19 protein-coding genes are annotated in these 22,513 nt (G+C 64.1%); 7 read left to right on the top strand and 12 right to left on the bottom strand.

The genetic code is table 11. The features are described 5' to 3' along the window. The first annotated feature begins 79 nt into the window (after positions 1-79). Positions 80-718: an endonuclease III gene (nth, locus tag ACFOW6_RS12680; RefSeq protein WP_382422748.1), complete on the top strand. Its 639-nt coding sequence runs from the start codon at positions 80-82 to the stop codon at positions 716-718. Positions 719-727: 9 nt separating this feature from the next. Here the strand turns inward: nth and ACFOW6_RS12685 are convergent, their stop codons facing one another. From ACFOW6_RS12685 to ACFOW6_RS12700, 4 genes are all read right to left on the bottom strand, one after another. Beyond that, positions 728-1,105, bottom strand: a complete 378-nt coding sequence (locus ACFOW6_RS12685; RefSeq protein ID WP_382422749.1) for a hypothetical protein — start codon at positions 1,103-1,105, stop codon at positions 728-730. Positions 1,106-1,129: 24 nt separating this feature from the next. Next, positions 1,130-1,606 carry a bactofilin family protein gene (locus ACFOW6_RS12690; RefSeq protein ID WP_382422750.1) on the bottom strand — a complete coding sequence of 159 codons (477 nt, stop codon included), beginning with the start codon at positions 1,604-1,606 and terminating at the stop codon, positions 1,130-1,132. A 221-nt stretch (positions 1,607-1,827) separates the two neighbouring features. Then, positions 1,828-2,607: an EI24 domain-containing protein gene (locus tag ACFOW6_RS12695; protein WP_382422751.1), complete on the bottom strand. Its 780-nt coding sequence runs from the start codon at positions 2,605-2,607 to the stop codon at positions 1,828-1,830. Positions 2,608-2,678: 71 nt separating this feature from the next. Then, on the bottom strand, positions 2,679-3,341 hold the full coding sequence (locus ACFOW6_RS12700; RefSeq protein WP_382422752.1) for a Fe2+-dependent dioxygenase: 663 nt from the start codon (positions 3,339-3,341) through the stop codon (positions 2,679-2,681). A 121-nt stretch (positions 3,342-3,462) separates the two neighbouring features. On the opposite strand from ACFOW6_RS12700, the gene ACFOW6_RS12705 reads away from it, so the two are divergent. The 6 genes from ACFOW6_RS12705 to ACFOW6_RS12730 all read left to right on the top strand — a co-directional run bounded on the left by ACFOW6_RS12705 (position 3,463) and on the right by ACFOW6_RS12730 (position 12,085). Then, the gene (locus ACFOW6_RS12705; protein WP_382422753.1) at positions 3,463-4,377 is read left to right on the top strand and encodes a hypothetical protein; all 915 of its coding nucleotides are present in this window, start codon (positions 3,463-3,465) and stop codon (positions 4,375-4,377) included. 139 nt (positions 4,378-4,516) lie between these two features. Next, positions 4,517-5,515, top strand: a complete 999-nt coding sequence (locus ACFOW6_RS12710) for an adenosine kinase (protein ID WP_382422754.1) — start codon at positions 4,517-4,519, stop codon at positions 5,513-5,515. Positions 5,516-5,557: 42 nt separating this feature from the next. After that, positions 5,558-7,378 carry a translational GTPase TypA gene (typA, locus tag ACFOW6_RS12715; RefSeq protein ID WP_449267366.1) on the top strand — a complete coding sequence of 607 codons (1,821 nt, stop codon included), beginning with the start codon at positions 5,558-5,560 and terminating at the stop codon, positions 7,376-7,378. After that, positions 7,375-8,694 carry an AmpG family muropeptide MFS transporter gene (locus ACFOW6_RS12720; protein WP_382422756.1) on the top strand — a complete coding sequence of 440 codons (1,320 nt, stop codon included), beginning with the start codon at positions 7,375-7,377 and terminating at the stop codon, positions 8,692-8,694. The genes typA and ACFOW6_RS12720 overlap by 4 nt, the downstream gene beginning before the upstream one ends. A gap of 56 nt (positions 8,695-8,750) precedes the next feature. Then, positions 8,751-9,257, top strand: coding sequence for an O-acetyl-ADP-ribose deacetylase (locus ACFOW6_RS12725; protein WP_382422757.1), 507 nt, complete (start codon positions 8,751-8,753; stop codon positions 9,255-9,257). A gap of 92 nt (positions 9,258-9,349) precedes the next feature. Further along, complete coding sequence (locus tag ACFOW6_RS12730; RefSeq protein ID WP_382422758.1) at positions 9,350-12,085, top strand: bifunctional acetate--CoA ligase family protein/GNAT family N-acetyltransferase; 2,736 nt, start codon at positions 9,350-9,352, stop codon at positions 12,083-12,085. Positions 12,086-12,114: 29 nt separating this feature from the next. Here the strand turns inward: ACFOW6_RS12730 and phoB are convergent, their stop codons facing one another. The 8 genes from phoB to ACFOW6_RS12770 all read right to left on the bottom strand — a co-directional run bounded on the left by phoB (position 12,115) and on the right by ACFOW6_RS12770 (position 22,335). Further along, positions 12,115-12,807 carry a phosphate regulon transcriptional regulator PhoB gene (phoB, locus tag ACFOW6_RS12735; protein ID WP_382422759.1) on the bottom strand — a complete coding sequence of 231 codons (693 nt, stop codon included), beginning with the start codon at positions 12,805-12,807 and terminating at the stop codon, positions 12,115-12,117. Beyond that, on the bottom strand, positions 12,804-13,574 hold the full coding sequence (phoU, locus tag ACFOW6_RS12740; protein ID WP_382422761.1) for a phosphate signaling complex protein PhoU: 771 nt from the start codon (positions 13,572-13,574) through the stop codon (positions 12,804-12,806). The genes phoB and phoU overlap by 4 nt, the downstream gene beginning before the upstream one ends. Before the next feature lie 31 nt (positions 13,575-13,605). Beyond that, positions 13,606-14,415: a phosphate ABC transporter ATP-binding protein PstB gene (gene pstB / locus ACFOW6_RS12745; RefSeq protein ID WP_382422762.1), complete on the bottom strand. Its 810-nt coding sequence runs from the start codon at positions 14,413-14,415 to the stop codon at positions 13,606-13,608. A gap of 40 nt (positions 14,416-14,455) precedes the next feature. Beyond that, on the bottom strand, positions 14,456-15,772 hold the full coding sequence (gene pstA, locus ACFOW6_RS12750; protein ID WP_382422763.1) for a phosphate ABC transporter permease PstA: 1,317 nt from the start codon (positions 15,770-15,772) through the stop codon (positions 14,456-14,458). Next, entirely contained in the window at positions 15,765-17,153 is a 1,389-nt protein-coding gene (gene pstC / locus ACFOW6_RS12755; RefSeq protein ID WP_382422764.1) for a phosphate ABC transporter permease subunit PstC, read from the bottom strand. Before pstC ends, pstA begins: the two co-directional genes overlap by 8 nt. A gap of 75 nt (positions 17,154-17,228) precedes the next feature. Then, on the bottom strand, positions 17,229-18,272 hold the full coding sequence (locus tag ACFOW6_RS12760) for a substrate-binding domain-containing protein (RefSeq protein WP_382422765.1): 1,044 nt from the start codon (positions 18,270-18,272) through the stop codon (positions 17,229-17,231). Positions 18,273-18,468: 196 nt separating this feature from the next. After that, a complete protein-coding gene (locus tag ACFOW6_RS12765; RefSeq protein WP_382422766.1) occupies positions 18,469-19,908 on the bottom strand; it encodes an ATP-binding protein in 1,440 nt (479 codons plus the stop codon). A gap of 150 nt (positions 19,909-20,058) precedes the next feature. Next, a complete protein-coding gene (locus tag ACFOW6_RS12770; protein WP_382422767.1) occupies positions 20,059-22,335 on the bottom strand; it encodes an NADP-dependent malic enzyme in 2,277 nt (758 codons plus the stop codon). Positions 22,336-22,513 lie beyond the last annotated feature (178 nt).

Consider the following 22,513-nt stretch of genomic DNA (forward strand, 5'->3'; position numbering starts at 1 on the left):
TTGCTTGTGGTTTGAATATTGGCGGAAATCCTGCTCTAAGGGGGTGCGGGAGAGAGATTTCAAGACGGGAAGACCATCCATGCGCAAGGCCGATATCGCCGCTTTCTTCGACCGACTTGCCGAGACGAACCCGGCGCCCAAGGGCGAACTGGAGTTTGTGAATCCCTATACCCTGCTGGTCGCCGTGGTCCTCTCGGCCCAGGCCACGGACACAGGAGTCAACAAGGCCACCCGGGCGCTCTTCGCCGTGGCCGATACACCGCAGAAGATGCTGGACCTGGGGGAGGAGCGGCTGCGTACGTACATCAAGACCATCGGTCTGTTCAACACCAAGGCCAAGAATGTCATGGCCCTGTCGCGCCAGCTGGTGGAGCAGCACGACGGCCAGGTGCCGCGGGATCGCGCGGCGCTGGAGAAGCTGCCGGGCGTTGGCCGCAAGACGGCCAACGTGGTCCTGAACATCGCCTTCGGCGAGCCGACGATCGCGGTGGACACCCATATCTTTCGCGTGAGCAACCGCACCGGCCTGGCCCCCGGCAAGACGCCGCTGGAGGTCGAGAAGACGCTGGAGAAGGTGGTGCCCGAGGACCGCAAGCAGCACGCCCACCACTGGCTGATCCTGCACGGACGCTATGTCTGCAAGGCGCGCCGGCCAGAGTGCGAACGCTGCGTGGTCGAGCCCTATTGCAGCTACACGGCAAAGACCACGGCCGGCTGAGGGGCAGCTTCAGGTTCTCCTGAGCACGCTGCCCATGCAGCGATCCATGGCCACGGCTTCGGCCAAGTTGTTGCGCGCCTCCAGATGGGTCACGGTCTCGATACCACCGGGGGTCTCATAGAGGAAGACGTCGAGCACGCAGCTTCGGCTGCGATACTGCCAGATCTCCGCCGGGGCCTCACGACGCAGCATGCGTGGCTCGCCCAAGGTCGAGGTCAGACCGGCACGATCCAGACCGATCAAGCTCTCCGGCTGCTTGTGTGCCGTGGAAGCGGGGACCCCGGAGGGCCCCGCTTGTCCCGTCTCCTGCGGGCCGCCAGCACAACCGCCGAGCATGAGCAGCAGCAGGCAGAAACCAAGGGCACGCAAGATCACGACGGACGACACAACTGAGCCGCTGAACCTCTCGACTTAACCGGCCACGCTGGCCTTTTCGCCCTGGGCCTCATCGCCGCTTTCGGCGGCGGCAGCAGGCTTGGCGGTGCCTGTGGCTTCACCGTTGCCGGATTTCGTCGTGCTTGAGGCGGCGCTCTTCGCCTTTTCCTCGCCTTCCGAGACCTTGCCGCGGATACGACCGCCGCGCTCGACCTCGATCTCGGCATAGTGCAGCTCACCGTCGATCTGGCCGCTGGAATGGAGAAGCAGCCGGTCCCGCACGGTCAGCTCGCCCTCGAAGGTGCCGCTGATCTCGGCATAGTCCACCATGGCCCGTCCGCGGAAGAGGCCGTGTTCCGAGATTTCCAGAACCTGGGCACCGCTGAGGTCGGCCTCGACCTCGCCTTCGACCACCAGTTTCTCGCACGCGTTGATCTCGCCAGAGAGCTTTATACCCCGACCGACGATCAGCTTCTTGCCCTCACCTTCCTCTTGGCTTTTCATTTCACTCATGGTCCCTTCTTTGCCTGCAGCCTGTTCACTTCCGCGACGATCGGCGCCGCCACTGTACTCCGCGGGTCTGCGGACGGGCGGGACCGGCTGCCGGTCAAGCACGGCTGAAGCATCCGGCCGACTGGAGGTGCGCCCCTTTGCGCCCCCCTGCTGGGTGCGGGGATCCGCAGATCCCGGCTTTGTGCCGGTGTCTGCCTCATTCTTTCGCTTTCCGAACATCGCTAGATCCTGTCTCCTTCTGGATGAAAGGCCGATTCCCGCGCGTCATTGCGGGTATCGGGTGGATATCCCCCCTGCCGCCGCATCCTTTCGAAAACGTGCAGCATGAAGGCGATCGCCACGATTGGCATGACGATATTGATGACGGGAAGAGTCAATAATATGGCTATGACGACCCCCGTCAGAAAAATTCGCCCCTGCTGCCTGCGCCGCAGCCGACCAGCCTCGCTGGAGGACAGTCGGCGCACGGCCGCGATTTCGAAAAACTCCCGCCCCAGAAGGTACCCGTTCACGCTGTAGAAGACCAGAGCATTGAACGGCGGGAAGAACAGCAGAATCAGGTAGAGCGGCAGGGCTGCCAGATTCACCAGAATGATGATCAGGGTCATGCGCAGGGCATCGCCGGCCATTTCCATGAGCGGCTGCTCGCGTGCCGGCGGCAGCTCGGGATAGTGCTTGCGTTCCACGGCATCGCAGATGGGGTCAAGGTAGAAGGAGAGTACCAGCCCGACCACGGCCGGGAACAGCAGGAAGCTGACAATCAGTATGCCGCTGAAAGCGGCCGTGGCATAGAGAAAGCGAATGATGCCCAGCCAGAATTCCCCCCAGCCCTGGGCATCGGCCCAGTGGTAGAGGTATTCGCCAAAGGCGCTGAGACCGAAGGTGGCGCTGATCCATAGAACGATGAAGGTCAGAAGCGTCAGGCCGAAGGACAGGCGCATCACCCGGCGGGATTCCGGGTCGGTCAGGATGCCGAGCGCTTTCATGAAATCGGAGAGCATGAGCGCAGGCTTAGAATGCCCTTTCGCTGCAGGCAAGCGAGAATCTCAGCAGGCTGTGGTGGGGTCTGGCCTCAATCCTCGCTCCATTGGCGCAGCAGGTTGCTACGGGTGCGTGCCAGGCGGTCGAACAGGCTGCTCTTGCCCTCGCTCTGGTAGACCTCCTTGAGCGCGCTTTCCAGGTCGAAGAGGATGGCGCGCTGGTCCGCCCGGCGAATGTAGCTGCGCACCCAGCCCACCACGGCCAGACGCAGTCCCGCATCCACCGGCGCCACGCGGTGCAGGCTGTCGGAGGGATAGAGCACGAGTTGGCCCGGTGGCAGCTTCACGGCACGTTCCAGGCTGCTTTCCATGATCATCAGTTCGCCGCCGCTGTAGTCCGCGGGATCGCTGAGAAACAAGGTGAAGGAAAGATCCGTGCGCTGACCGCCCATCAGCGCATCGTCCACATGAAGTCCATATTCCATGCCCGGCTCGTAGCGGCTTGCAAGCAGTTTCACGAAGCGCTTGGGCCAGGCTGCGGCGCGGAACACCTCATGCCGCGAGAGCGCCTGCTCCACCTTGCGGATCACGCCATCGCGCTGTGTTCCGCTCTTGAGCTGCTGGTTCTTCTTCACCTGACGGGCATGCCAGCCGGCGCTGTTACGGCCATCCTCGAACAGGCCGGGATCGTCCATGGCCTCCCGCAAGGCCTGACATTCGACGGCGGAGAGGATGTTATCGATGATGTGGAGCATGGGAAAGCCTGCCCAGCGAGCGGAGTGCGACGTTAATATTGATATTGATTATCATAATCAATTATGATCTTGCTTTAGCACGTCCTCCGGTATTCCGAAAGACAGAGAAAGGATTCCTGCCATGAAAGATCAACTCAAGGCATTTACGGCTCTGGGTATGGCGGCTGCGCTGGGCACCGGCCTGTCGGCATCTGCATCCGCTGCGTCCGAGAACGGGGAATTTTTGAATGGTGAGGACTTGAAAGCCAGAAGCTCCCTGTCTTCCGTCCAGCTTGCCGAAGGCGGTGAAGGCGGTGAAGGCGGTGAAGGCGGTGAAGGCGGTGAAGGCGGTGAAGGCGGTGAAGGCGGTGAAGGCGGCGAAGGTGGCGAAGGTGGCGAAGGTGGCGAAGGCGCTTCGGCTGTCAGCGACGATGCCGCCTATCTGTCCACGCTGGCCCTTATGCGAGGGCATCTGAAGGTCGGGGTTGATCTCTATCGCCAGGGGCATCAGCAGGCGTCCGTCACCCACATGAAACATCCCGAGGACGAGCTCTACGCCGGTTTCGTACCAGCGCTCGAGGCCAGGGATGCCGAAGGCTTTGCGAAGGAATTGCAGGCGCTTGCCGAGGCAGTCGAGCAGGAGCAGTCGGTCGAGGAGGTGGAAAGCCGCTACGAATCTCTCCTGACAGCCATGTCGGAAGCCGAAGGCGCGGTCGGCCAGGTCGGTCTGGACACGCGTCTGGCCGTGATTCATCGCCTGTTTGCCACCGCAGCCGAGGAATACGATATTGCGGTGGAAGACGACGGACGCGTCTCCAACGCCCATGAATACCAGGATGCCCTCGGCTTTGTGCGTGTGGCCGAGGACATGCTGGACCAGCTGTCCGAAGAAGAGCGCACGCAGGCCGGCGAAGCAATCGGGCGGATCGAGGCGCAGATTTCCGCGGTCGAGCCGCTCTGGCCGTCCCTGGTTCCTCCCGAAAGCGTGGATCAGCAGCCTAGCGTTCTGTATGGGGCGGCGGCCAAGGTGGAGATTGCGACCCTCTCAGTGCAGTAAGGTTGCAGCGAAGCGGCTGGATCGTGCCTCCGGCGGTCCTGTGGGGCTGCCGGAGGCCGTCTTGTGCATGCTGGACGCCTGAGAGGGACAGGTGTAGGTTGGCGCCGCTTATCAACGACAGTCGGCACGGATCCCTCGAATGACGGACAAAGCCTTCGACGTGGTGGGCATCGGCAATGCCATCGTCGATGTCATTTCCACGTCCAGCGACGCCTTTCTGGAAGAGCACGATCTGTCGAAGGGCGGCATGACCCTGGTGGATGCGGAACGCGCGCGTCAGCTCTATGCCGCCACCGGCCCGACCACGGAGATGTCCGGAGGGTCGGCTGCCAACACCCTGGCTGGCCTGGCCTCTCTGGGCGGCCGCGGCGGATTCATCGGCAAAGTGCGCAACGACCAGCTGGGCGAAATCTTCCGGCATGACATCCGTTCCACGGGGATCGCCTTCACCACGCTGCCTGGCGATGACGGTGCGGCCACGGGCCGCTGTCTCGTCTTCGTCACGCCGGATGCCCAGCGCACCATGGCCACGCACCTCGGCATTTCGGTGACCCTGGGACCGGAGGACGTCAATCACGAGCTGATCGCGGAGGCCCGTGTCCTTTACCTGGAAGGCTATCTCTGGGACGCTGAATCCGCGAAGCAGGCCTTCCTGGATGCCGTGGCCACGGCAAAGGCCAATGAAACGCAAGTGGCGCTTTCTCTGTCCGATCCGTTCTGCGTGGAGCGTCACAGGGAGAGTTTCCTGAACCTGATAGAGCATCACGTCGACCTGCTGTTCGCGAACGAACAGGAAGCAAAGAGCCTGTATCTCTGTGAGAAGCTGGACAAGGCCACAGCGAAGCTGCGCCATCATTGCGATACGGTTGTCATTACCCGCAGCGCGGCCGGATCCCTGATCCTTCAGGGAGAGGAGAGCGTCGAGGTTGCGGCAGAAACCCTGGGTGAGGTTGTCGACACCACCGGTGCCGGCGATCTCTATGCGGCGGGCTTCCTTTACGGCCATACCCGGGGCCATCCCCCGTCGTCCTGCGGACACATCGGGGCCCTGGCCGCGGGCGAGGCCATCTCTCACGTCGGTCCCCGGCCCCAGCAGAGCCTGAGCGAGCTGCTTGCCGCCCGGGAGCTGCAGCTGTAGACCATTGCTTATTTCCGACAGTGGACAAACCCTGTGACCCCTATAGAACACCTGCGCAACATCGCCATCATCGCCCACGTCGATCATGGCAAGACCACCCTGGTGGACGAACTGCTGAAACAATCCGGCGCTGTGCGCGCCAACCAGCAGGTGGCCGAACGGGCTCTTGATTCCAACGATCTCGAGCGCGAACGCGGCATCACCATTCTGGCCAAGTGCACCTCCGTCGAATGGCAGGACAAGCGCTTCAACATCGTCGACACCCCCGGCCACGCCGACTTCGGCGGCGAGGTGGAGCGCATCCTGTCCATGGTGGACGGCGTGCTGCTGCTGGTCGATGCCTCCGAGGGGCCCATGCCCCAGACCAAGTTCGTCACCATGAAGGCGCTCAAGCGCGGACTGAAGCCCATCGTGGTGATCAACAAGGCGGACAAGCCCGATGCACGTCCCTATGAGGTGCAGGACGAGGTGTTCGACCTCTTCGCCGCCCTGGAGGCCGACGAGGAGCAGTTGGACTTTCCCACGATCTTCGCCTCGGCGCTCAACGGCTGGGCCATGACCGATCCCGACGCGCCGCGTGAGAACATGCAGCCGCTGTTCGAGACCATTGTCAAACATGTCCCGGCGCCGGTGGCGCAGCAGGAAGGCCCCTTCCGCATGCTGGCGACCACACTGGAGATGGATCCCTATCTGGGCCGCATGCTGACCGGTCGTATCTATTCGGGCCGGGCTCGCATGAACATGACGGTCAAGGCGCTGTCCCGCACAGGGGAACGTCTTCAGGAAGCGCGCCTGACCAAGCTGCTGGCTTTCCGAGGCCTGCAGCGCGTGCCCGTGGAAGAAGCCCAGGCCGGGGATATCGTGGCCGTGGCCGGGCTCGAGAAGCCCACCGTCGCCGACACCATCTGCGAGATCTCGGTGGACGAACCCTTGCCTTCGCTGCCCATCGATCCGCCGACCCTGGCCATGACCTTCTCGGTCAACGATTCGCCGCTGGCGGGGCGCGAGGGCGACAAGGTCACCAGCCGCATGATCCGCGATCGCCTGCTGCGTGAAGCGGAGGGCAACGTGGCCCTTCAGATCACCGAAACCGAAGACAAGGATGCCTATCAGGTGGCGGGTCGCGGCGAGCTGCAGCTGGGCGTCCTGATCGAGACCATGCGCCGCGAGGGCTATGAGCTGTCCATCAGCCGCCCGCGGGTGCTGGTGCAGCAGAGCGACGGGCAGCGGCTGGAGCCCATCGAGGAGGTGCAGGTCGACGTCGACGAGGCCTACAGCGGGCCCGTTGTCGACAAGATGAGCCAGCGCAAGGCGGAGCTGCAGGAGATGAAGCCTTCGGGCGGCGACAAGGTGCGCCTGAGGTTCCTGGCACCGGCCCGCGGCCTGATCGGCTATCACGGCGAGTTCCTGACCGACACCCGCGGCACCGGCATCATGCACCGGGTCTTCCATGGCTATGCGCACTACAAGGGGCCGATCCAGGGGCGCCGCAATGGTGTGATCATTGCCGATTCCTCGGGCCAGGCGGCGTCCTATGCGCTGTGGAACCTCGAGGACCGCGGGATCATGTTCATCACGCCGGGTACGGCGGTCTATGAAGGCATGATCATTGGCGAGCACAATCGTGACGTCGACCTGGAAGTGAACCCGATGAAGAGCAAGCAGCTGACCAATTTCCGGGCCAGCGGCAAGGACGAGGCCGTGCGCCTGACGCCGCCGCGCGAGCTGTCCCTGGAACAGGCGCTGTCCTATATCGAGGACGATGAACTCGTTGAGGCGACGCCAAAATCGATCCGCCTGCGCAAGCGCCTGCTGGATCACCACGCCCGAAAGCGCCAGAGCCGTCAACGCGAGGCCGTATGACCCTTCTGAGCAGATGGACCGCCGCTGCGGCGGTCTACAACGACCGCCGCATGCTGGCGATCCTGTTGATGGGCTTCTCCAGCGGATTGCCCCTTCTGCTCGGTTTTTCCACTCTGTCCTACTGGCTTTCGACGGCCGGGATCGACCGTACCACCATCGGTCTTTTTGCAGCGGTCTCCACCCCCTTCGCCCTCAAGTTCCTCTGGGCGCCGCTGATCGACCACGTGAAATTGCCGGTCATGAGCCGGCTTTTCGGCCGGCGACGGGGATGGGCCCTGTCCATCCAGGTCCTGTTGGCGGGCAGCATCCTGCTGCTGGGAACCAGTGATCCGGAGAACGCACCCTTTGTCATGGCGGCCTATGCCCTGCTGGTGGCGTTTCTCTCCGCCAGCCAGGACATCGTGATCGACGCCTATCGCATCGAGGTATTGGAAGAGAACGAACAGGGGGCGGGCGCCGCCGTCACCCAGACCGGCTATCGCCTGGGCATGATCGTGGCCGGCGCCGGTGCCCTGGCACTGAGCGACTTCATCTCCTGGTTCTGGGTCTATGCCGCCATGGGGTCCCTGGTCTTGATCGGCATGATCGGCGTGCTGATCGGCCCGGAACCGGAGGTTCCGAAGGCGGCGACGGAACCCGTGGGCAAGGCCGAGGACAATCGGATCGAACGAGCGCTGGCCTGGCTCAAGCGTGCCGTGGTCGACCCCTTCGCGGAATTTCTGACGCGACGCGGCTGGTTTGCGATCCTGCTGTTCGTCCTGCTCTATAAGTACGGCGATGCCATCGCCGCCACCATGACCAACCCCTTCTTCAACGAGGTGGGTTTCAGTGGTGTGGAGATCGGCAGCGTGACCAAGTTCTTCGGCGTCTTCGCCACGCTGTTCGGCATCTTCGTGGGAGGCATGCTGGTGGCGAAGATCGGGGTGCTGAAGGCGCTTTTCATTGGCGGCATTCTGCAGGCGGTCACCAATATCTTCTTCGCCTGGCTGGCCGTCCACGGGCCCGATCTCTGGCTTCTGGCTGTCGTGGTCGGCGTCGACAACTTCACGGGCGGCCTGGGATCGGCGGCCTTCGTGGCCTACCTGTCCAGCCTCTGCAACGTGGCCTTTACGGGCACTCAGTATGCGCTTCTGACCTCGCTGATGGCCTTCGGACGCACACTGATGTCCACCGGCAGTGGCTGGCTGGTGGACCAGATGGGCTGGGTCCTGTTCTTTATGTCCACTTCGTTGATGGCTATACCCGGTTTGCTGCTGCTCATCTGGATCAGCCGCCTCTACCCCACCGGTCAGTTGCGGCCGGCGCCGGCGGAGTAGGAGTGGCCGGCCTGCACGGCGTTTAAACAGCAACAGCAGGCTGTTAGACTTCGCACATGACGCGGAACAAGCTTGAACTCCATCAAGGCGACATCACGAAGCTTAAGGTCGATGCCATTGTCAACGCGGCCAACAACGAGTTGCGCCCAGGCGGTGGTGTCTGCGGGGCCATACACAAGGCTGCCGGTCCGGAACTTGCGGAAGCCTGCCGCGCACTGGGCGGCTGTCCGACAGGAGAGGCCCGGATCACGCCCGGCTTCGCCCTGCCGGCGTGGCACGTGATCCATACCGTCGGTCCTGTCTGGCAGGGCGGCGACAACGGGGAAGAGGCAGCCCTGGAAAACTGCTATCGAAACAGCCTGCGCCTGGCTGCCGAGAAAGGGCTGCAATCCATCGCTTTTCCGGCGATTTCCACCGGGGTTTACGGGTTCCCGGCCGACAGGGCGGCTGAGATTGCCGTTTCGAGCGTGCAGGAAGAGGTCGGGCAGGCACGGCCCAATCGGATCGTTTTCTGCGTCTTCGACGACGAATCGGCGGAAGCCTATCGCAAGCTGCTGTCATGACAATCGCGTAGGCGATAAGAGAAGGGCTTGTCCAGTTCCATGTTGCGACGCAACATGGGCTCTCCAGCTCCGAGACACAGGGAGAAATCGGTGTGACCACGCGGAATCTCGAAGCCTTCTTTCACCCGCGCAGTGTCGCCCTGGTTGGCGCCAGCGGGCGCAAGGGGTCGGTCGGACATTTCCTGGCCCGGAATCTCTTCCACAGCGGCTTCCAGGGCCCGATCATGCCGGTAAACCCCCGGCGCGACTCGATCGAGGGCGTGCTGGCCTATCCCTCCGTCTCCAGCCTGCCTCGGGTCCCGGACCTGGCGATTGTCTGCACGCCCCCAGATACGGTCCCGGACATCACCCGCGAACTTGCCGAGCAGGGCACGAAGGCGGTGGTTGTCGTCACCGCCGGCTTCGGGGAGGGAGGTCAGGAGGCGGGCCGCAGCCTGCGCCAGGCCATGCTGGATGCCGCCCGTCCCCATACTCTGCGCATCGTCGGGCCCAACTGCGTTGGCCTGCTGGCCCCGCGCCAGGGGTTGAACGCCAGCTTTGCGCACCAGGCCGCCCTGCCGGGTGACATGGCCTTCGTCACCCAGTCGGGCGCCATCGTGACGGCGATGCTGGACTGGGCAAGCGGCCGCGGCATCGGCTTTTCCCATGTGGTTTCCCTGGGTGACATGGCGGATGTGGATTTCGGCGACATGCTGGACTACCTGGCGGTCGATCCGCAGACACGCGCGGTCATGCTCTATGTCGAGGCGGTCACCGATGCACGCAAGTTCATGTCGGCCGCGCGGGCCTGTGCGCGCATCAAGCCGGTGATCGTCATCAAGGGCGGCCGCGTTGCCGAAGCGGCCAAGGCCGCAACCTCGCATACCGGCGCCCTGGCCGGCGCTGACGAAGTCTATGACGCTGCCTTCCGACGCGCCGGTGTGCTGCGCGTGTTCACGCTGGAGGAGCTGTTCGATGCGGTCCAGACGCTGGCGACATCCACACCGCTGCGGCATGGGGACCATGATCGGCTGGCCATCCTGACCAATGGCGGCGGTCTGGGTGTCCTGGCCACCGATGCTCTGATCGAGCACAAGGGTCACCTGGCAGAGCTTTCGGACGAAACGATGCAGGGCCTGGACGCGGCCCTGCCGCCCACCTGGAGTCACGGCAACCCCGTGGACATTGTCGGGGATGCAGATCCGGAACGCTACCGCAACGCAACGCAGAACCTGCTGGAGGACAAGGGCGTGGATGCCTTGCTGGTCATGCATTGTCCCGTGGCGGTGGCGGACCCCAATGCCGTGGCAGAAAGCGTCATCGAGAGCGTTCAGGCACGACCGTCCCGCAAACGCAAGCCGATCTTCACCGCCTGGCTCGGCGACCAGGCCGTGGCCAATTCACGTTCGCTCTTCGCCGAGAGCCATATTCCTACCTATGACACTCCTGAGCGGGCCGTGCGGAGCTTCATGCACTTGGTGCGCTATCGCCGCGGCCAGGAAGAGCTGATGGAGACGCCAGCCAGCCTGCCGGATGAGAAGGATCCGGACCGTGAATCCGTTCAGGCCCTGCTGGAGGAGGCCTTGGCCGAAGGCCGTGAATGGCTGAGCGAGCCTGAAGCCAAGGCCCTGCTGTCCTGCTATGGCGTTGCCACAGTGGAAACCCGCAAGGCTACTGATCCGGACGAGGCCGTGCGCCAGGCCGAGGAAATCGGCTTTCCCGTTGCCATCAAGATCCTGTCCCCGGACATCACGCACAAGAGCGATGTAGGCGGCGTGAAGCTCGACCTGGCCAACAGTGACAGGGTGCGGATTGCAGCCGAGGAAATGCTGAAACGCGTGCACCAGGCCCGGCCCGAGGCCCGGGTGGATGGCTTCAGCGTACAGGCCATGTGCCGGCGTCCCGGGGCCCAGGAGTTGATCCTGGGGCTGACCGAGGACCGGCAGTTCGGGCCCGTCATCCTGTTCGGCGAGGGCGGCACAGCAGTGGAGGTGATTCGCGACAAGGCGGTGGGCTTGCCGCCGCTGAACATGGCGCTGGCGCATTCCCTGATGGCGGAAACGCGCATCTACGATCGCCTAAAGGGATATCGCGCCCAGGAACCGGCCGACCTGGACGCCATTGCCGCGGCCCTGATGCATATCTCGCAGATCGCCGCCGAGCGCCCCGAGGTGCAGGAGATCGACATCAATCCCCTGTTGGCCGATGCCGAAGGCGTTATCGCCCTGGATGCCCGGGTACGACTGCGGCCCCGCGAAGAGGTGGACCATAGCCGGGGGCCCGCCTATCGCCTGGCCATCCGGCCCTATCCGCGCCTTCTGGAGCAATGGGGGCATCTGCTGGACGGGACCGAGGTCTTCGTGCGGCCGATCCGGCCCGAGGACGAACCGGCCTTGAGCGCTCTCTACAAGCACCTGACACCCGATGACGTGCGCATGCGCTTCTTCTCACACATGGCCGAGCTCAGCCACGAGTCGGCCGCGCGCTTCACGCAGATCGACTACAATCGTGAAATGGCCCTGGTCGCAATCTCGCCGGAGAACGCCGCCGAGCTCTGGGGCGTGGCGCGAATCGCCGCCGATCCCGAGAACGAGCGCGCGGAGTATGCCGTGGCCGTGCGTTCGGACCTGAAGGGACGGGGCCTCGGCTACCTGCTGATGCGGCGCATCCTCGACTATGCCGCCCGTCGGGGTATTCACGAGGTCTGGGGGGATGTGCTGAGTGAGAACACGCGCATGCTGGAACTGGTCAAGGATCTCGGTTTCGAACGCAGGCTGCTGGCCGAGGATCCGAACATCGTGCGGGTGAGCAAGACGCTGGGCCCCGCCGCAGCCACCGAGAAGGCGTAAGTCCGCCGCAATCGGCCGAGCTTCTGCGCTCAGTTGCCGGGGTGATCCAGGGAATACCCGGCCGAGCGCACCGTGCGGATCAGGTCGCTTTCCTCGTCCTCGTTCAGGGCCTTACGCAGGCGGCGGATATGGACATCCACGGTGCGCGGCTCGACGTAGACGTCATGGCCCCAGACGGCATCGAGCAGCTGCTCGCGACTGAAGACCCGGCCGGGATGCTGCATCAGGTGACTGAGCAGGCGAAATTCCGTGGGGCCCAGGTGGACGTTGCGCTCGCCGCGACGCACCCGGTGGGCGTTCAGGTCCACCGATATGTCGGCGAAATTCAGGGTTTCCCCCGAGCTTGCGGGAACCGCCCGCCGCAGCACGGCGCGCACCCGAGCGGTCAGCTCCGCCGGCGAGAAGGGCTTGGTGATATAGTCGTCGGCCCCGCTTTCCAGCCCGCGTACCTTGTCGGTTTCCTCGCCGCGCGCCGTCAGCAGGATGATGGGAATCTCCCGGGTTTCGCGATCGCGGCGCAGCTGGCGACAGACCTGTAGGCCGGACACCAGCGGAAGCATCCAGTCCAGCAGGATCAGGTCGGGCTTCTCCTCCTGGGCCAGGACCAGGGCCTCCTCGCCGTCGCGTGCCTCGAGCAGGCGGAAGCCTTCGCGTTCCAGATTGTACCGCAACAGGGTGACCAGCGCCGCTTCATCCTCGACGATCAGGATGACAGGCTTCATTTTTGTTCATCTCCGTTGTTGGATTCCTTGCGGGGCCCCTTGCCCTCTTCCGGCGGTTCGACAACCGCGAAGCTGGAGGTGTCGCCCTTGGGACGATCGATCATGAGCTGGTTGCCGGTGGCCATGAAGTAGACGATCTCGGCGATATTGGTTGCGTGGTCTCCGATACGCTCGATGTTCTTGGCAATGAACAGCAGATGGGTTCCGGCCGTGATGCTGCGCGGATCCTCCATCATGTAGGTCAGGGTCTCGCGGAACAGGCTGGTGTACATCTCGTCGATTTCCTGGTCGCTCTCCCAGACGTTCAGCGCCATGTTGGCATCGCGCTTGGCGTAGGCATCCAGCACCCGCTTGATGTTGCCCTGGACCAGTTTGGCCATGCGCGGCAGGGAGCGTACGGGGTCCAGCGGCTGCTGCTGGTGCAGGGCCACGGCCCGCTTGGCCACGTTGGCCGCGTAGTCGCCGATACGCTCCAGGTCGCTGGCCACCTTGAGAGCCGAGATCACCATGCGCAGGTCGGAGGCCACCGGCTGGCGCAGGGCCAGCATCCGCACGGTGTAGGCATCGAGCTCGTGCTCGATCTCGTCGATCTTCTCGTCGTTGCGGATGGTGCGGGTGGCCAGCTCCTGGTCGTTGCGCACCAGACTGTCCACGGCGTCGGCCAGCTGGGTTTCCGCCAGACCGCCCATGCGGGCGATCAGTTCCTTCAAGTGTTCCAGTTCCTCGTCGTAGGACCGGATGATGTGGTCGCCTTGTTCTGAAGTCATCGTAACTCTCCGCGGGTGAGGCCTCCGGACATCAGCCGAAACGGCCGGTGATGTAGTCCTGGGTTTTCTCGTCGCCGGGGTTTGTGAAGATCTGCTCGGTCGCGCCGACCTCCACCAGGTTGCCAAGATGGAAGAAGGCGGTGCGGCCCGAGACGCGTGCAGCCTGCTGCATGTTATGGGTGACGATCACGATGGTGTAGCTTTGCTTGATCTCGTCGATCAGCTCCTCGATCAGGGCGGTGGCGATGGGGTCCAGGGCCGAGCAGGGCTCGTCCATCAGGATCACTTCCGGATTGACCGCGATGGCGCGGGCGATGCACAGGCGCTGTTGCTGGCCGCCCGACAGGCCGGTGCCGGGTTCGTCCAGCCGGTCGTGCACCTCGTTCCACAGGCCGGCACGGCGCAGGCTGGTCTCGACGATCTGCCGCAGCTCCTCCTTGTCGCGCGTGAAGCCGTGGATGCGCGGCCCGTAGGCCACGTTGTCGAAGATCGACTTGGGGAAGGGATTGGGTTTCTGGAAGACCATACCCACACGGGCGCGCAGCTGGACGGGATCGATGGAGCGCTCGTAGATGTTCTGGCCGTCCAGCGTGATCTCGCCGCTGACCCGGCAGATGTCGATGGTGTCGTTCATCCGGTTCAGGCAGCGCAGGAAGGTCGACTTCCCGCAGCCCGAAGGCCCGATCAATGCCAGGACCTCGTTGCGATAGACATCCAGGTTCACGCCGTGCAGGGCCTCGGTGTCGCCGTAGCTGACCCGCACGTCGCGCGCACGCATCTTGGTTTCAGCGCTGTTTTCAGTCGCCATAAGCTCTTCCGCCGTCTTGCTCTCGAAGTTCATGATCGCTTCTTTCGTCCGCCCCTGTTGTCCGTTCGCTCCGTTACCAGCGTTTCTCGAAACGCTTGCGCAGGAAGATTGCTGTCGCATTCATCAGGATCAGGAAGCCGAGCAGCACCATGATACCTGCCGAGGTGCGCTCGACAAAACCACGCTCGGAACTGTCGGCCCAGATGTAGATCTGTGAGGGCAGTGCCGTGGCGGGACTGAAGATGGAGTCCGGCGCCGTGGTGATGAAGGCGTTCATGCCGATCATCAGCAGCGGGGCCGTTTCCCCCAGCGCCTGGGCCAGGCCGATGATGGAGCCGGTCAGGATGCCCGGCAGGGCCAGTGGCAGCACGTGATGGAAGACCATCTGCATCTTGGAGGCGCCCAGGCCGTAGGCCGCTTCGCGGATCGAGGGCGGGATGGCACGCAGGCTGGCGCGCGAGGCGATGATGATGGTGGGCAGGGTCATGAGCGTCAGGGCGAGGCCGCCCACCAGGGGCGCCGATCGCGGCAGCCCGAAGACCTGGATGAAGACCGCCAGGCCCAGCAGGCCGAAGATGATCGACGGCACCGCCGCCAGGTTGTTGATGTTGATCTCGATGAAGCTGGTCAGCCGGTTCTTCGGCGCGAACTCTTCCAGATAGATGGCCGCGCCCACGCCGAGGGGAATCGAGAGCACGGCGGTGACCAGCATCAGGTAGAACGAACCGACGATGGCGCCCCACAGACCCGCCTGCTCCGGCTGACGGCTGTCCGCCTCGGTAAAGAGGTTGGAGTTGAAGCTGGTGGAGATCCGGCCCTGTTCTTCCAGGTAGTCCATCCACTCGTACTGCAGGTTGCTGACGCGCCGGCGCTCTTCGGGGACGTCGCGGGGCGTGTTGCCCTTGAAGGCCTGGTCGATGTCGCTGGTGGCCAGGAAGGACATGGACACACGCTGGCCGATCAGGGAGGGATCCGCCAGCAGGCGCTCGCGCAGCTGCCGGTAGGCCTGGCCGCTGAGAACGCCGCGAAGGTCGCGCGCCGCTCCGGGGGCGTCGGCATCCGGCAGGTTTTCCTCAAGGGCGCTGGACAGCAGATTGCGATAGTTGCCGGCGCGGATTTCCTCGGAGGTGGGCGTTGTCCCCTGGAACGAGAAGTCGGCGGGATCGACATAGACCTCCAGCTCGATCTCCGTGTTCACGAAGGCAGTGTAGCCCTGGCTGACGATGGTGAAGAGCAGCACCGCGAGCACGCCCAAAGCCGCTACGATGGCGGCTATGCCGTAGAGCCGGAAGCGTCGTTCGGCGGCATAGCGGCGGCGCAGGCGGGCCTGGGCTGCTGCCGATGTATGCAGGCCGTGCGTCGTGAAGGACGTCGGGGTCGTATCAGTCATATTTCTCGCGATATCTGCGGACCACCAGGATGGCCATGACATTGAGACAGAGCGTGGTCAGGAAGAGCATGAAGCCAAGTGCGAAGGCGGACAGCGTCTTGGCGCTGTCGAAGGCCGTGTCGCCCGTCAGGTTGGCGACGATCTGGACCGTCACGGTGGTGACCTGCTCCAGCGGGTTGAGCGTCAGATTGGCGGACAGGCCGGCGGCCATGACCACGATCATGGTCTCGCCCACCGCCCGGCTGACGGCCAGCAGGATGGCGCCGACAATGCCGGGCAGGGCGGCCGGAAAGATCACCTGGCGGATGGTCTCGGACTTGGTCGCGCCTAGGCCAGCGGAGCCTTCGCGCAGGGACTGCGGAACCGCGCGGATCGCGTCGTCCGACAGCGAGGACACGAAGGGGATGATCATGATGCCCATGACCGAGCCGGCAGCGAGCGCAGAGTTGGCCGATACCGGCAGGCCCATGACTTGGCCCAGCTCGCGGAAGGCCGGGGCTACCGTTAGCGCGGCGAAGAAGCCGTAGACGATGGTCGGAATGCCGGCCAGCACTTCGAGCACCGGCTTGACCGTGCCGCGAATGCGCGAGGGGGCGTATTCCGAGAGATAGATGGCGCTCAACAGGCCGATGGGCACGGCCACGGCCATGGCGATGGCCGCGATCAGCATGGTGCCCATGAAGACCGGAACGGCGCCGAAGGCACCGGAAGAGCCCACCTGATCCTCGCGTATGGCGGTCTGCGGGCTCCATTTCAGGCCGAAGACGAAATCGATGATGGAGTAGCGCTCGAAGAAGCGCAGGGATTCGAAGAACAGCGAGATCACGATGCCGAAGGTCGTGATGATGGCGATCACCGAGCAGAGGATCATCAGGGCCTGGGCCGTGCGTTCCACGCGATGGCGTGCCTGGAACTGCGGAGCAAGATGGCGCGCGGCGTATGCCAGCGCCATGATGGAGAGTGCCAGCGCCAGGATGCCGACCGCCCATTGGCCGGTCGCCTGCAGGCTGTTCATGTACTCGGCCGCGGCAATGATGACCGGATCGTCCGAGGCGAATCCGCCGCCGGCCGCCGTGTTCTTGATGGACGCCAGCAGCAGGCCGCGCTCGCCTGCATCCGCGCCTTCCAGGCGTTCGGCGGGCAGGGAGTGCAGGGCCATCTGATCGATGATGGCCTGTCCGAAAAGGCTCCAGCAAAGCAGGACCACCAGGCTCGGCAGGGCCGCCCAGAGAGCGACATATGAACCGTGATAGGACGGCAGGGAATGCAGTTTGCCGGCCACGGCCCCGTCTCCCGCCAGTTTCCAGGCGCGCCGTTGGCCCAGGAAATAGCCGTAGATGGCCAGCAGGATGACGATCAGGGCGACGGTGGTCAGAGGCATGATGCTGGAGTACCTGCCATGTAGGAATGGCGGCGTGAGGCTTTCCCAGCCTCACGCCGCCGGACAAATGGGGCCTTACTCGAATCGGCCCATGTGTTCGGCGTTGCGCACGGCCTCACGGGTTTTGGCCCGCTGGTCTTCCGGCGCCGGCACCAGGCCGATGTCGGTCAGGTAACCGCCCGGGCCAATGGCGGCCTCGCTGGTGGCCTCCTCGATGAACGCTTCCATGCCCGGGATGACTTCGCGGTGCGCGTTCTTGTAGTAGATGAAGATCGGCCGGGACACCGGGTAAGAACCATCGGCGATGGTGCTCTCGGCAGGTTCGACGCCCTCGATGGACACCACCTGCAGGCTGTCCTGGTTCTCGAAGAAGAAGGAATAGCCGAAGATGCCGTAGGATGTCGGATCGGAATCGAGGCGCTGGACGATCAGGTTGTCGTTCTCGCCGGCCTCGATGAACTTGCCGTCTTCGCGCATGCGCTGACAGACTTCCTCATAGCGGATCTCGTCGCTCTCATGCAGGGCCTCGATGGCCTCGAACTCGCTGCAGCCTTCTTCCATCACCAGCTCGACCCAGGCATCGCGCGTGCCGGAGGTCGGCGGCGGGCCCATAACCTGGATCTCGACATCGGGGAAATCTGGGTTTACGTCCGCCCAGGTCTCGTGCGGGTTCTGGACGATCTCGCCGTCGACCGCCACTTCGGCCGCCAGGGCCTGGTGCAACTCGGCCAGGCTGATATCGAAGACTTCGCCGTCACGGCTGGTGGCCAAGGCAATGCCGTCGTAGCCGAGCACCTGTTCGCTGATGTCGTCGACACCGTTGCCGACACAGAGTTCGTATTCCGATTGCTTCATGGCGCGCGACGCGCCGGTCAGGTCGGGGTGATCCACGCCGATGCCCTGGCAGAAGATCTGCATGCCGCCGCCGGTGCCGGTGGACTCGATGACCGGGGCCGGATTGCCGGTCATGTTGGCGAATTCCTCGGCGATCATCGTTGAATAGGGGAAGACGGTCGAGGAGCCGACACCGCGGAGCTGTTCGCGGGACTGGGCCTGGGCGCCGGAGGCTACAGCCAGGGCTGCGGCCGCCATGGTGCTGGCAAGAAGAACCTTTTTCATTAGTCGCTCACCTCCTGAAGGGTGCTTTGTCAGACGAAATCCCATGAGGGGGCAAGGCGGACCGCCTGCCGGCCTCGATGACGCGGCTGACCCTATCCAGACTTGGAAAAGGTTATATGACCTTTGTGTTACGGTTTTTTGAAACCCGGCCAATTTTTCTGTTACTGCGAAGAGGCCGGGAGGTCATGCGCGCAGGCTAGGCGGATTGGCGATTTTCCACGCTCTTGCGCTCTTCCCGGCTTTCGGCGGGCAGGTAGACGGTAAAGGTGGAGCCTGTACCCACTTCGCTGTCCACCTTCAGGAAGCCGCGATGGCGGTTGAGGATGTGTTTCACGATGGCCAGGCCCAGGCCGGTCCCGCCCAGCTCGCGCGAGCGGGCGGTGTCCACGCGATAGAAACGCTCGGTCAGGCGGGTCAGGTGCTGGCGCGAGATTCCTTCGCCCTGGTCGATCACCCGCACGGCCAGACCCGCTCGTCCCAGGCGGCGCGCCCCGGCATCCTGTTCGGGTCGGACAGTCTCCGCCTCGATTCGCACTTCGCTCGAATTGCGGCCGTACTTGATCGCGTTGTCGACCAGGTTCTGGAACACCTGGGTGAGTTCGTCCGGGTCGCCCACCACCGGCGGCAGCTCCCCCACGTTGCTGGTCAGCCGGATGTCCTTTCCCTGCGCCTTGATTTCCAGGCTGCGCAGGACCTTGTCCAGCAGGCCCGTTACCTCGACTTCGCCGGATGGCAGGGAATGCTCGCGCATCTCGATCCGCGACAGGCTCAGCAGGTCCTCGACCAGTCGCACCATGCGGCTGGCCTGGTCGTGCATGATCTCCAGGAAGGAGTCCCGTGCCTCGCTGTCCTCACGCGCTGGTCCGCGCAGGGTCTCGATGAAGCCGATCAGGCTGGACAGGGGCGTGCGCAGCTCGTGGCTGGCATTGGCCACGAAATCGGCACGCATCTTCTCCGCCCGATAGGCCGCCGTCAGATCATGCAGGGCGACAATGGCGACGGTGCCGTCGTGCGAGGGGCTCTGCAGAGCCACCACCTGGGCGCTGAAATGTCGGTCCACTTCGCCGTGCAGCTGGAAGTCCACCTCCTGCCCCTCCGCGCCGGAAATGGCGGCATCGGCCGCGGCGACCAGGGAGGGATGGCGCACCACTGCGAGCAGGTCCCGGCCGGTCATGTCGTGGCCCAGGAGGTCCAGTGCGGCCTTGTTGGCACGCAGGATACGGCGCGAACGGTCGAGCATCAGCAGGGGATCCGGCAGGGTCGAGAGGATGGCCTCGTTGCTGGCGGTAACCTCCCTGAGTTGACGTTTCTGGCGCTCGCGTTCGCTGGCCGTGTGATAGATGGCGGCTTCCAGGTGCGGGGACAGCAGGTCGGAGCCGGCTGTGGTCGGACGCGGCAGTGGGCTCTCGGCCGGGTGGCGGATCGATTCCAGGTATGCGAACAGGCCCTGCAGGTGCCGGAAGTGCAGACGCAGCAGCAGGCCGGTCCCGATCAGGGTGACCAGCAGTCCGCCCAGGGCATGGGGCCAGGCCAGCACACCCGCGATCGCGAGCGCCAGGAAAACCGTGATCGCCGGTCCCGAGAACACGACCGCGGCAAACAACAGGTGACGCCGGAGTTGGGCCTTGCGGGACATCCCGACCTTTCCTTGCAGAACAGACACTTCAGGACGCGACGCGGCCTGAGGGCGATCAGCCTAGCAGAAGACTGTTACGTTGCAGAGACAGCCTTTCCTGCACGCAAACGGCGCAGGCGTTCCGCTGGTTCGGCCCGTTTCGGCCGCTCGTCAGCCGCTCCTGTTCTCGATCGCCCCATGGGCGGCCAGGGCGGCCGAGGTGACCAGGTCGCTGACCGTGGAGCCCAGGCTGACGATCTGAGCGGGCTTGGCGAGCCCCATGAGCAGCGGGCCGATCATGGTCCCGCTGCCCAGTTCCTTCACCAGCTTGGTGACGATGTTGGCCGAGTGCAGGGCCGGCATGATCAGCACGTTGGCCGGGCCCGAGAGACGACAGAAGGGATAGAGCTCCATCATCAGGTCATGGTTCAGGGCGACGTCGGCCTGCATCTCGCCGTCGTACTCGAAGTCCGGCTGACGTGCGTCCAGCAACTCCAGGGCTTCGCGTACGCGTACGGCCTTTTCGCGCGGCGGGTTGCCGAAGTTGGAGAAGCTGAGCAGGGCGACGCGGGGCTCGTGACCCATGGCGCGGGCGGCCTCGGCCGCCTGTTCGGTGATGTCGGCCAGGACCTCCGCCGGGGGCAGTTCGTGGATCTGGGTATCCGCGATGAAGATCGATCGGCCGCGATGAACCATGATGTTGAGGCAGTAGACCTGGTGGCTCGGACGGCTGTCGAGGCAGAATCGCAGATCGTCATAGGCGATGTTGAAGGGGCGGGTCAGTCCGGTCACCAGGGCATCGGCCTCGCCGCAGGCCAGCATGCAGCCGGCGAAGACATTGCGGTTCTGGTTGACCATCCGCTGGCAGTCACGGAACAGCTGCCCCTTGCGGTTCAGGCGGTTGTAGAGGAATTCGGTGTAGCGTTCCCGGTGATTGCCGATGGCCGCGTTGACGATCTCGGCGAAATCCCCCTGCAGGCCGATGGCCTGCATGGTCTCGTGAATGCGTTCCTCGCGACCGACCAGGATCGGCGTGCCGAAGCCGGCGTTGTAGTAGGACAGGGCCGCGCGGATCGTCGTCTCTTCCTCACCTTCGGCGAAGACCACACGGCGCGGAGAGTGGCGTACCTTCTCGAAGATATTCTGCAGGCTGGAGGCCGTGGGGTCGAGCCGGCCGGTCAACTGGCGGACGTAATCCTCCATGTCCTCGATGGGCTTGCGGGCGACGCCGCTGTCGACGGCCGCCTGGGCCACGGCCAGCGGCACCTTGACGATGAGACGCGGGTCGAAGGGAGCGGGAATGATGTACTCCCGTCCGTAACGCAGGCGACGCCCGGAATAGGCCCGGTCCACCTCGTCGGGTACGTCCTCGCGGGCGAGCGCGGCCAGGGCTTCTGCGGCGGCCACCTTCATCTCCATGTTGATGGTGGAGGCGCGTACGTCCAGGGCGCCGCGAAAGATGTAGGGAAAGCCCAGCACGTTGTTGACCTGGTTGGGATAGTCCGAGCGCCCCGTCGCCATGATGGCGTCGTTGCGAATCTCGGCCACCTCCTCCGGCGTGATCTCGGGATCCGGATTGGCCATGGCGAAGATCACGGGATCGTCGGCCATGGACTTTACCATGTCCTGGGTCAGCGCACCCTTTACGGAGAGGCCGAAGAAGATATCCGCCCCCTCCAGCGCTTCGGCCAGGGTCCGACGATCGGTCTTCACCGCATGGGCCGACTTCCACTGGTTCATGCCTTCTTCACGGCCCTGATGGATCACGCCCTTGGTGTCACAGATGATGACATTCTCGGGTTTGAAGCCCATGGCCTTGACCAGTTCAGCGCAGGCAATTCCAGCAGCGCCGGCGCCGTTGATGACCATCTTCGCCTCGGGCATCTCGCGCCCGGTCAGATGCAGGGCGTTGATGATGCCGGCCGCCGCGATGATGGCGGTGCCGTGCTGGTCGTCATGGAAGACGGGGATGTCCAGCAGTTCCTTCAGCTGCTGCTCGATGATGAAGCACTCGGGCGCCTTGATGTCCTCCAGGTTGATGCCGCCGAAAGAGGCGCCGAGGAAGCGCACGCAGTTGATGAACTCGTCCACGTCCTCGGTGGAGACCTCGAGATCGAAGCCGTCCACGTCGGCAAAGCGCTTGAAGAGAACGGCCTTGCCCTCCATCACCGGCTTGGACGCGGCCGCGCCGAGATTGCCCAGCCCGAGCACGGCGGTCCCGTTCGAAATCACCGCGACCAGGTTGCCCTTGGCAGTGTAATCGTACGACAGCGAGACGTCATCGGCGATACGCAGGCAGGGCTCGGCCACGCCCGGGGAGTAGGCCAGCGAAAGGTCCCGCTGCGTGGTCAGCGGTTTTGTGGGCGTGATCTCCAGTTTTCCTGGACGTCCCTGGGCATGGAAGTCCAGGGCTTCGGCTGCGTTCGTCCGGGGCGTTTTCTTTTCCATTCCCAGTCTCTTTTCTTGTTCTGCTCGGCCGGCGCCCCGGAACGGGGCACCAGGGCCGGAGACGGAATGTTAGTGCATGTAATCGCTTGAGGAAACGGTGATCCTCATTCTGTCGCCTGTGGCGGAAATTCCGGCGGACGGGTGATTGACGCGTGCTCGCCGGAAAGAAAATGATAGA

It is taken from the genome of Fodinicurvata halophila, from assembly GCF_042651425.1.
GTDB classification, from domain to species: Bacteria; Pseudomonadota; Alphaproteobacteria; order Kiloniellales; family DSM-21159; genus Fodinicurvata; species Fodinicurvata halophila.

Coding starts and splice junctions, on each gene's coding strand:
- nth (WP_382422748.1), top strand. CDS start 80: ATGCGCAAGGCCGATATCGCCGCTTTCTTCGACCGACTTGCCGAGACG.
- ACFOW6_RS12690 (WP_382422750.1), bottom strand. CDS start 1,606: ATGAGTGAAATGAAAAGCCAAGAGGAAGGTGAGGGCAAGAAGCTGATC.
- ACFOW6_RS12695 (WP_382422751.1), bottom strand. CDS start 2,607: ATGCTCTCCGATTTCATGAAAGCGCTCGGCATCCTGACCGACCCGGAA.
- ACFOW6_RS12700 (WP_382422752.1), bottom strand. CDS start 3,341: ATGCTCCACATCATCGATAACATCCTCTCCGCCGTCGAATGTCAGGCC.
- ACFOW6_RS12705 (WP_382422753.1), top strand. CDS start 3,463: ATGAAAGATCAACTCAAGGCATTTACGGCTCTGGGTATGGCGGCTGCG.
- ACFOW6_RS12710 (WP_382422754.1), top strand. CDS start 4,517: ATGACGGACAAAGCCTTCGACGTGGTGGGCATCGGCAATGCCATCGTC.
- ACFOW6_RS12720 (WP_382422756.1), top strand. CDS start 7,375: ATGACCCTTCTGAGCAGATGGACCGCCGCTGCGGCGGTCTACAACGAC.
- ACFOW6_RS12725 (WP_382422757.1), top strand. CDS start 8,751: ATGACGCGGAACAAGCTTGAACTCCATCAAGGCGACATCACGAAGCTT.
- phoB (WP_382422759.1), bottom strand. CDS start 12,807: ATGAAGCCTGTCATCCTGATCGTCGAGGATGAAGCGGCGCTGGTCACC.
- phoU (WP_382422761.1), bottom strand. CDS start 13,574: ATGACTTCAGAACAAGGCGACCACATCATCCGGTCCTACGACGAGGAA.
- pstB (WP_382422762.1), bottom strand. CDS start 14,415: ATGAACTTCGAGAGCAAGACGGCGGAAGAGCTTATGGCGACTGAAAAC.
- pstA (WP_382422763.1), bottom strand. CDS start 15,772: ATGACTGATACGACCCCGACGTCCTTCACGACGCACGGCCTGCATACA.
- pstC (WP_382422764.1), bottom strand. CDS start 17,153: ATGCCTCTGACCACCGTCGCCCTGATCGTCATCCTGCTGGCCATCTAC.
- ACFOW6_RS12760 (WP_382422765.1), bottom strand. CDS start 18,272: ATGAAAAAGGTTCTTCTTGCCAGCACCATGGCGGCCGCAGCCCTGGCT.
- ACFOW6_RS12765 (WP_382422766.1), bottom strand. CDS start 19,908: ATGTCCCGCAAGGCCCAACTCCGGCGTCACCTGTTGTTTGCCGCGGTC.
- ACFOW6_RS12770 (WP_382422767.1), bottom strand. CDS start 22,335: ATGGAAAAGAAAACGCCCCGGACGAACGCAGCCGAAGCCCTGGACTTC.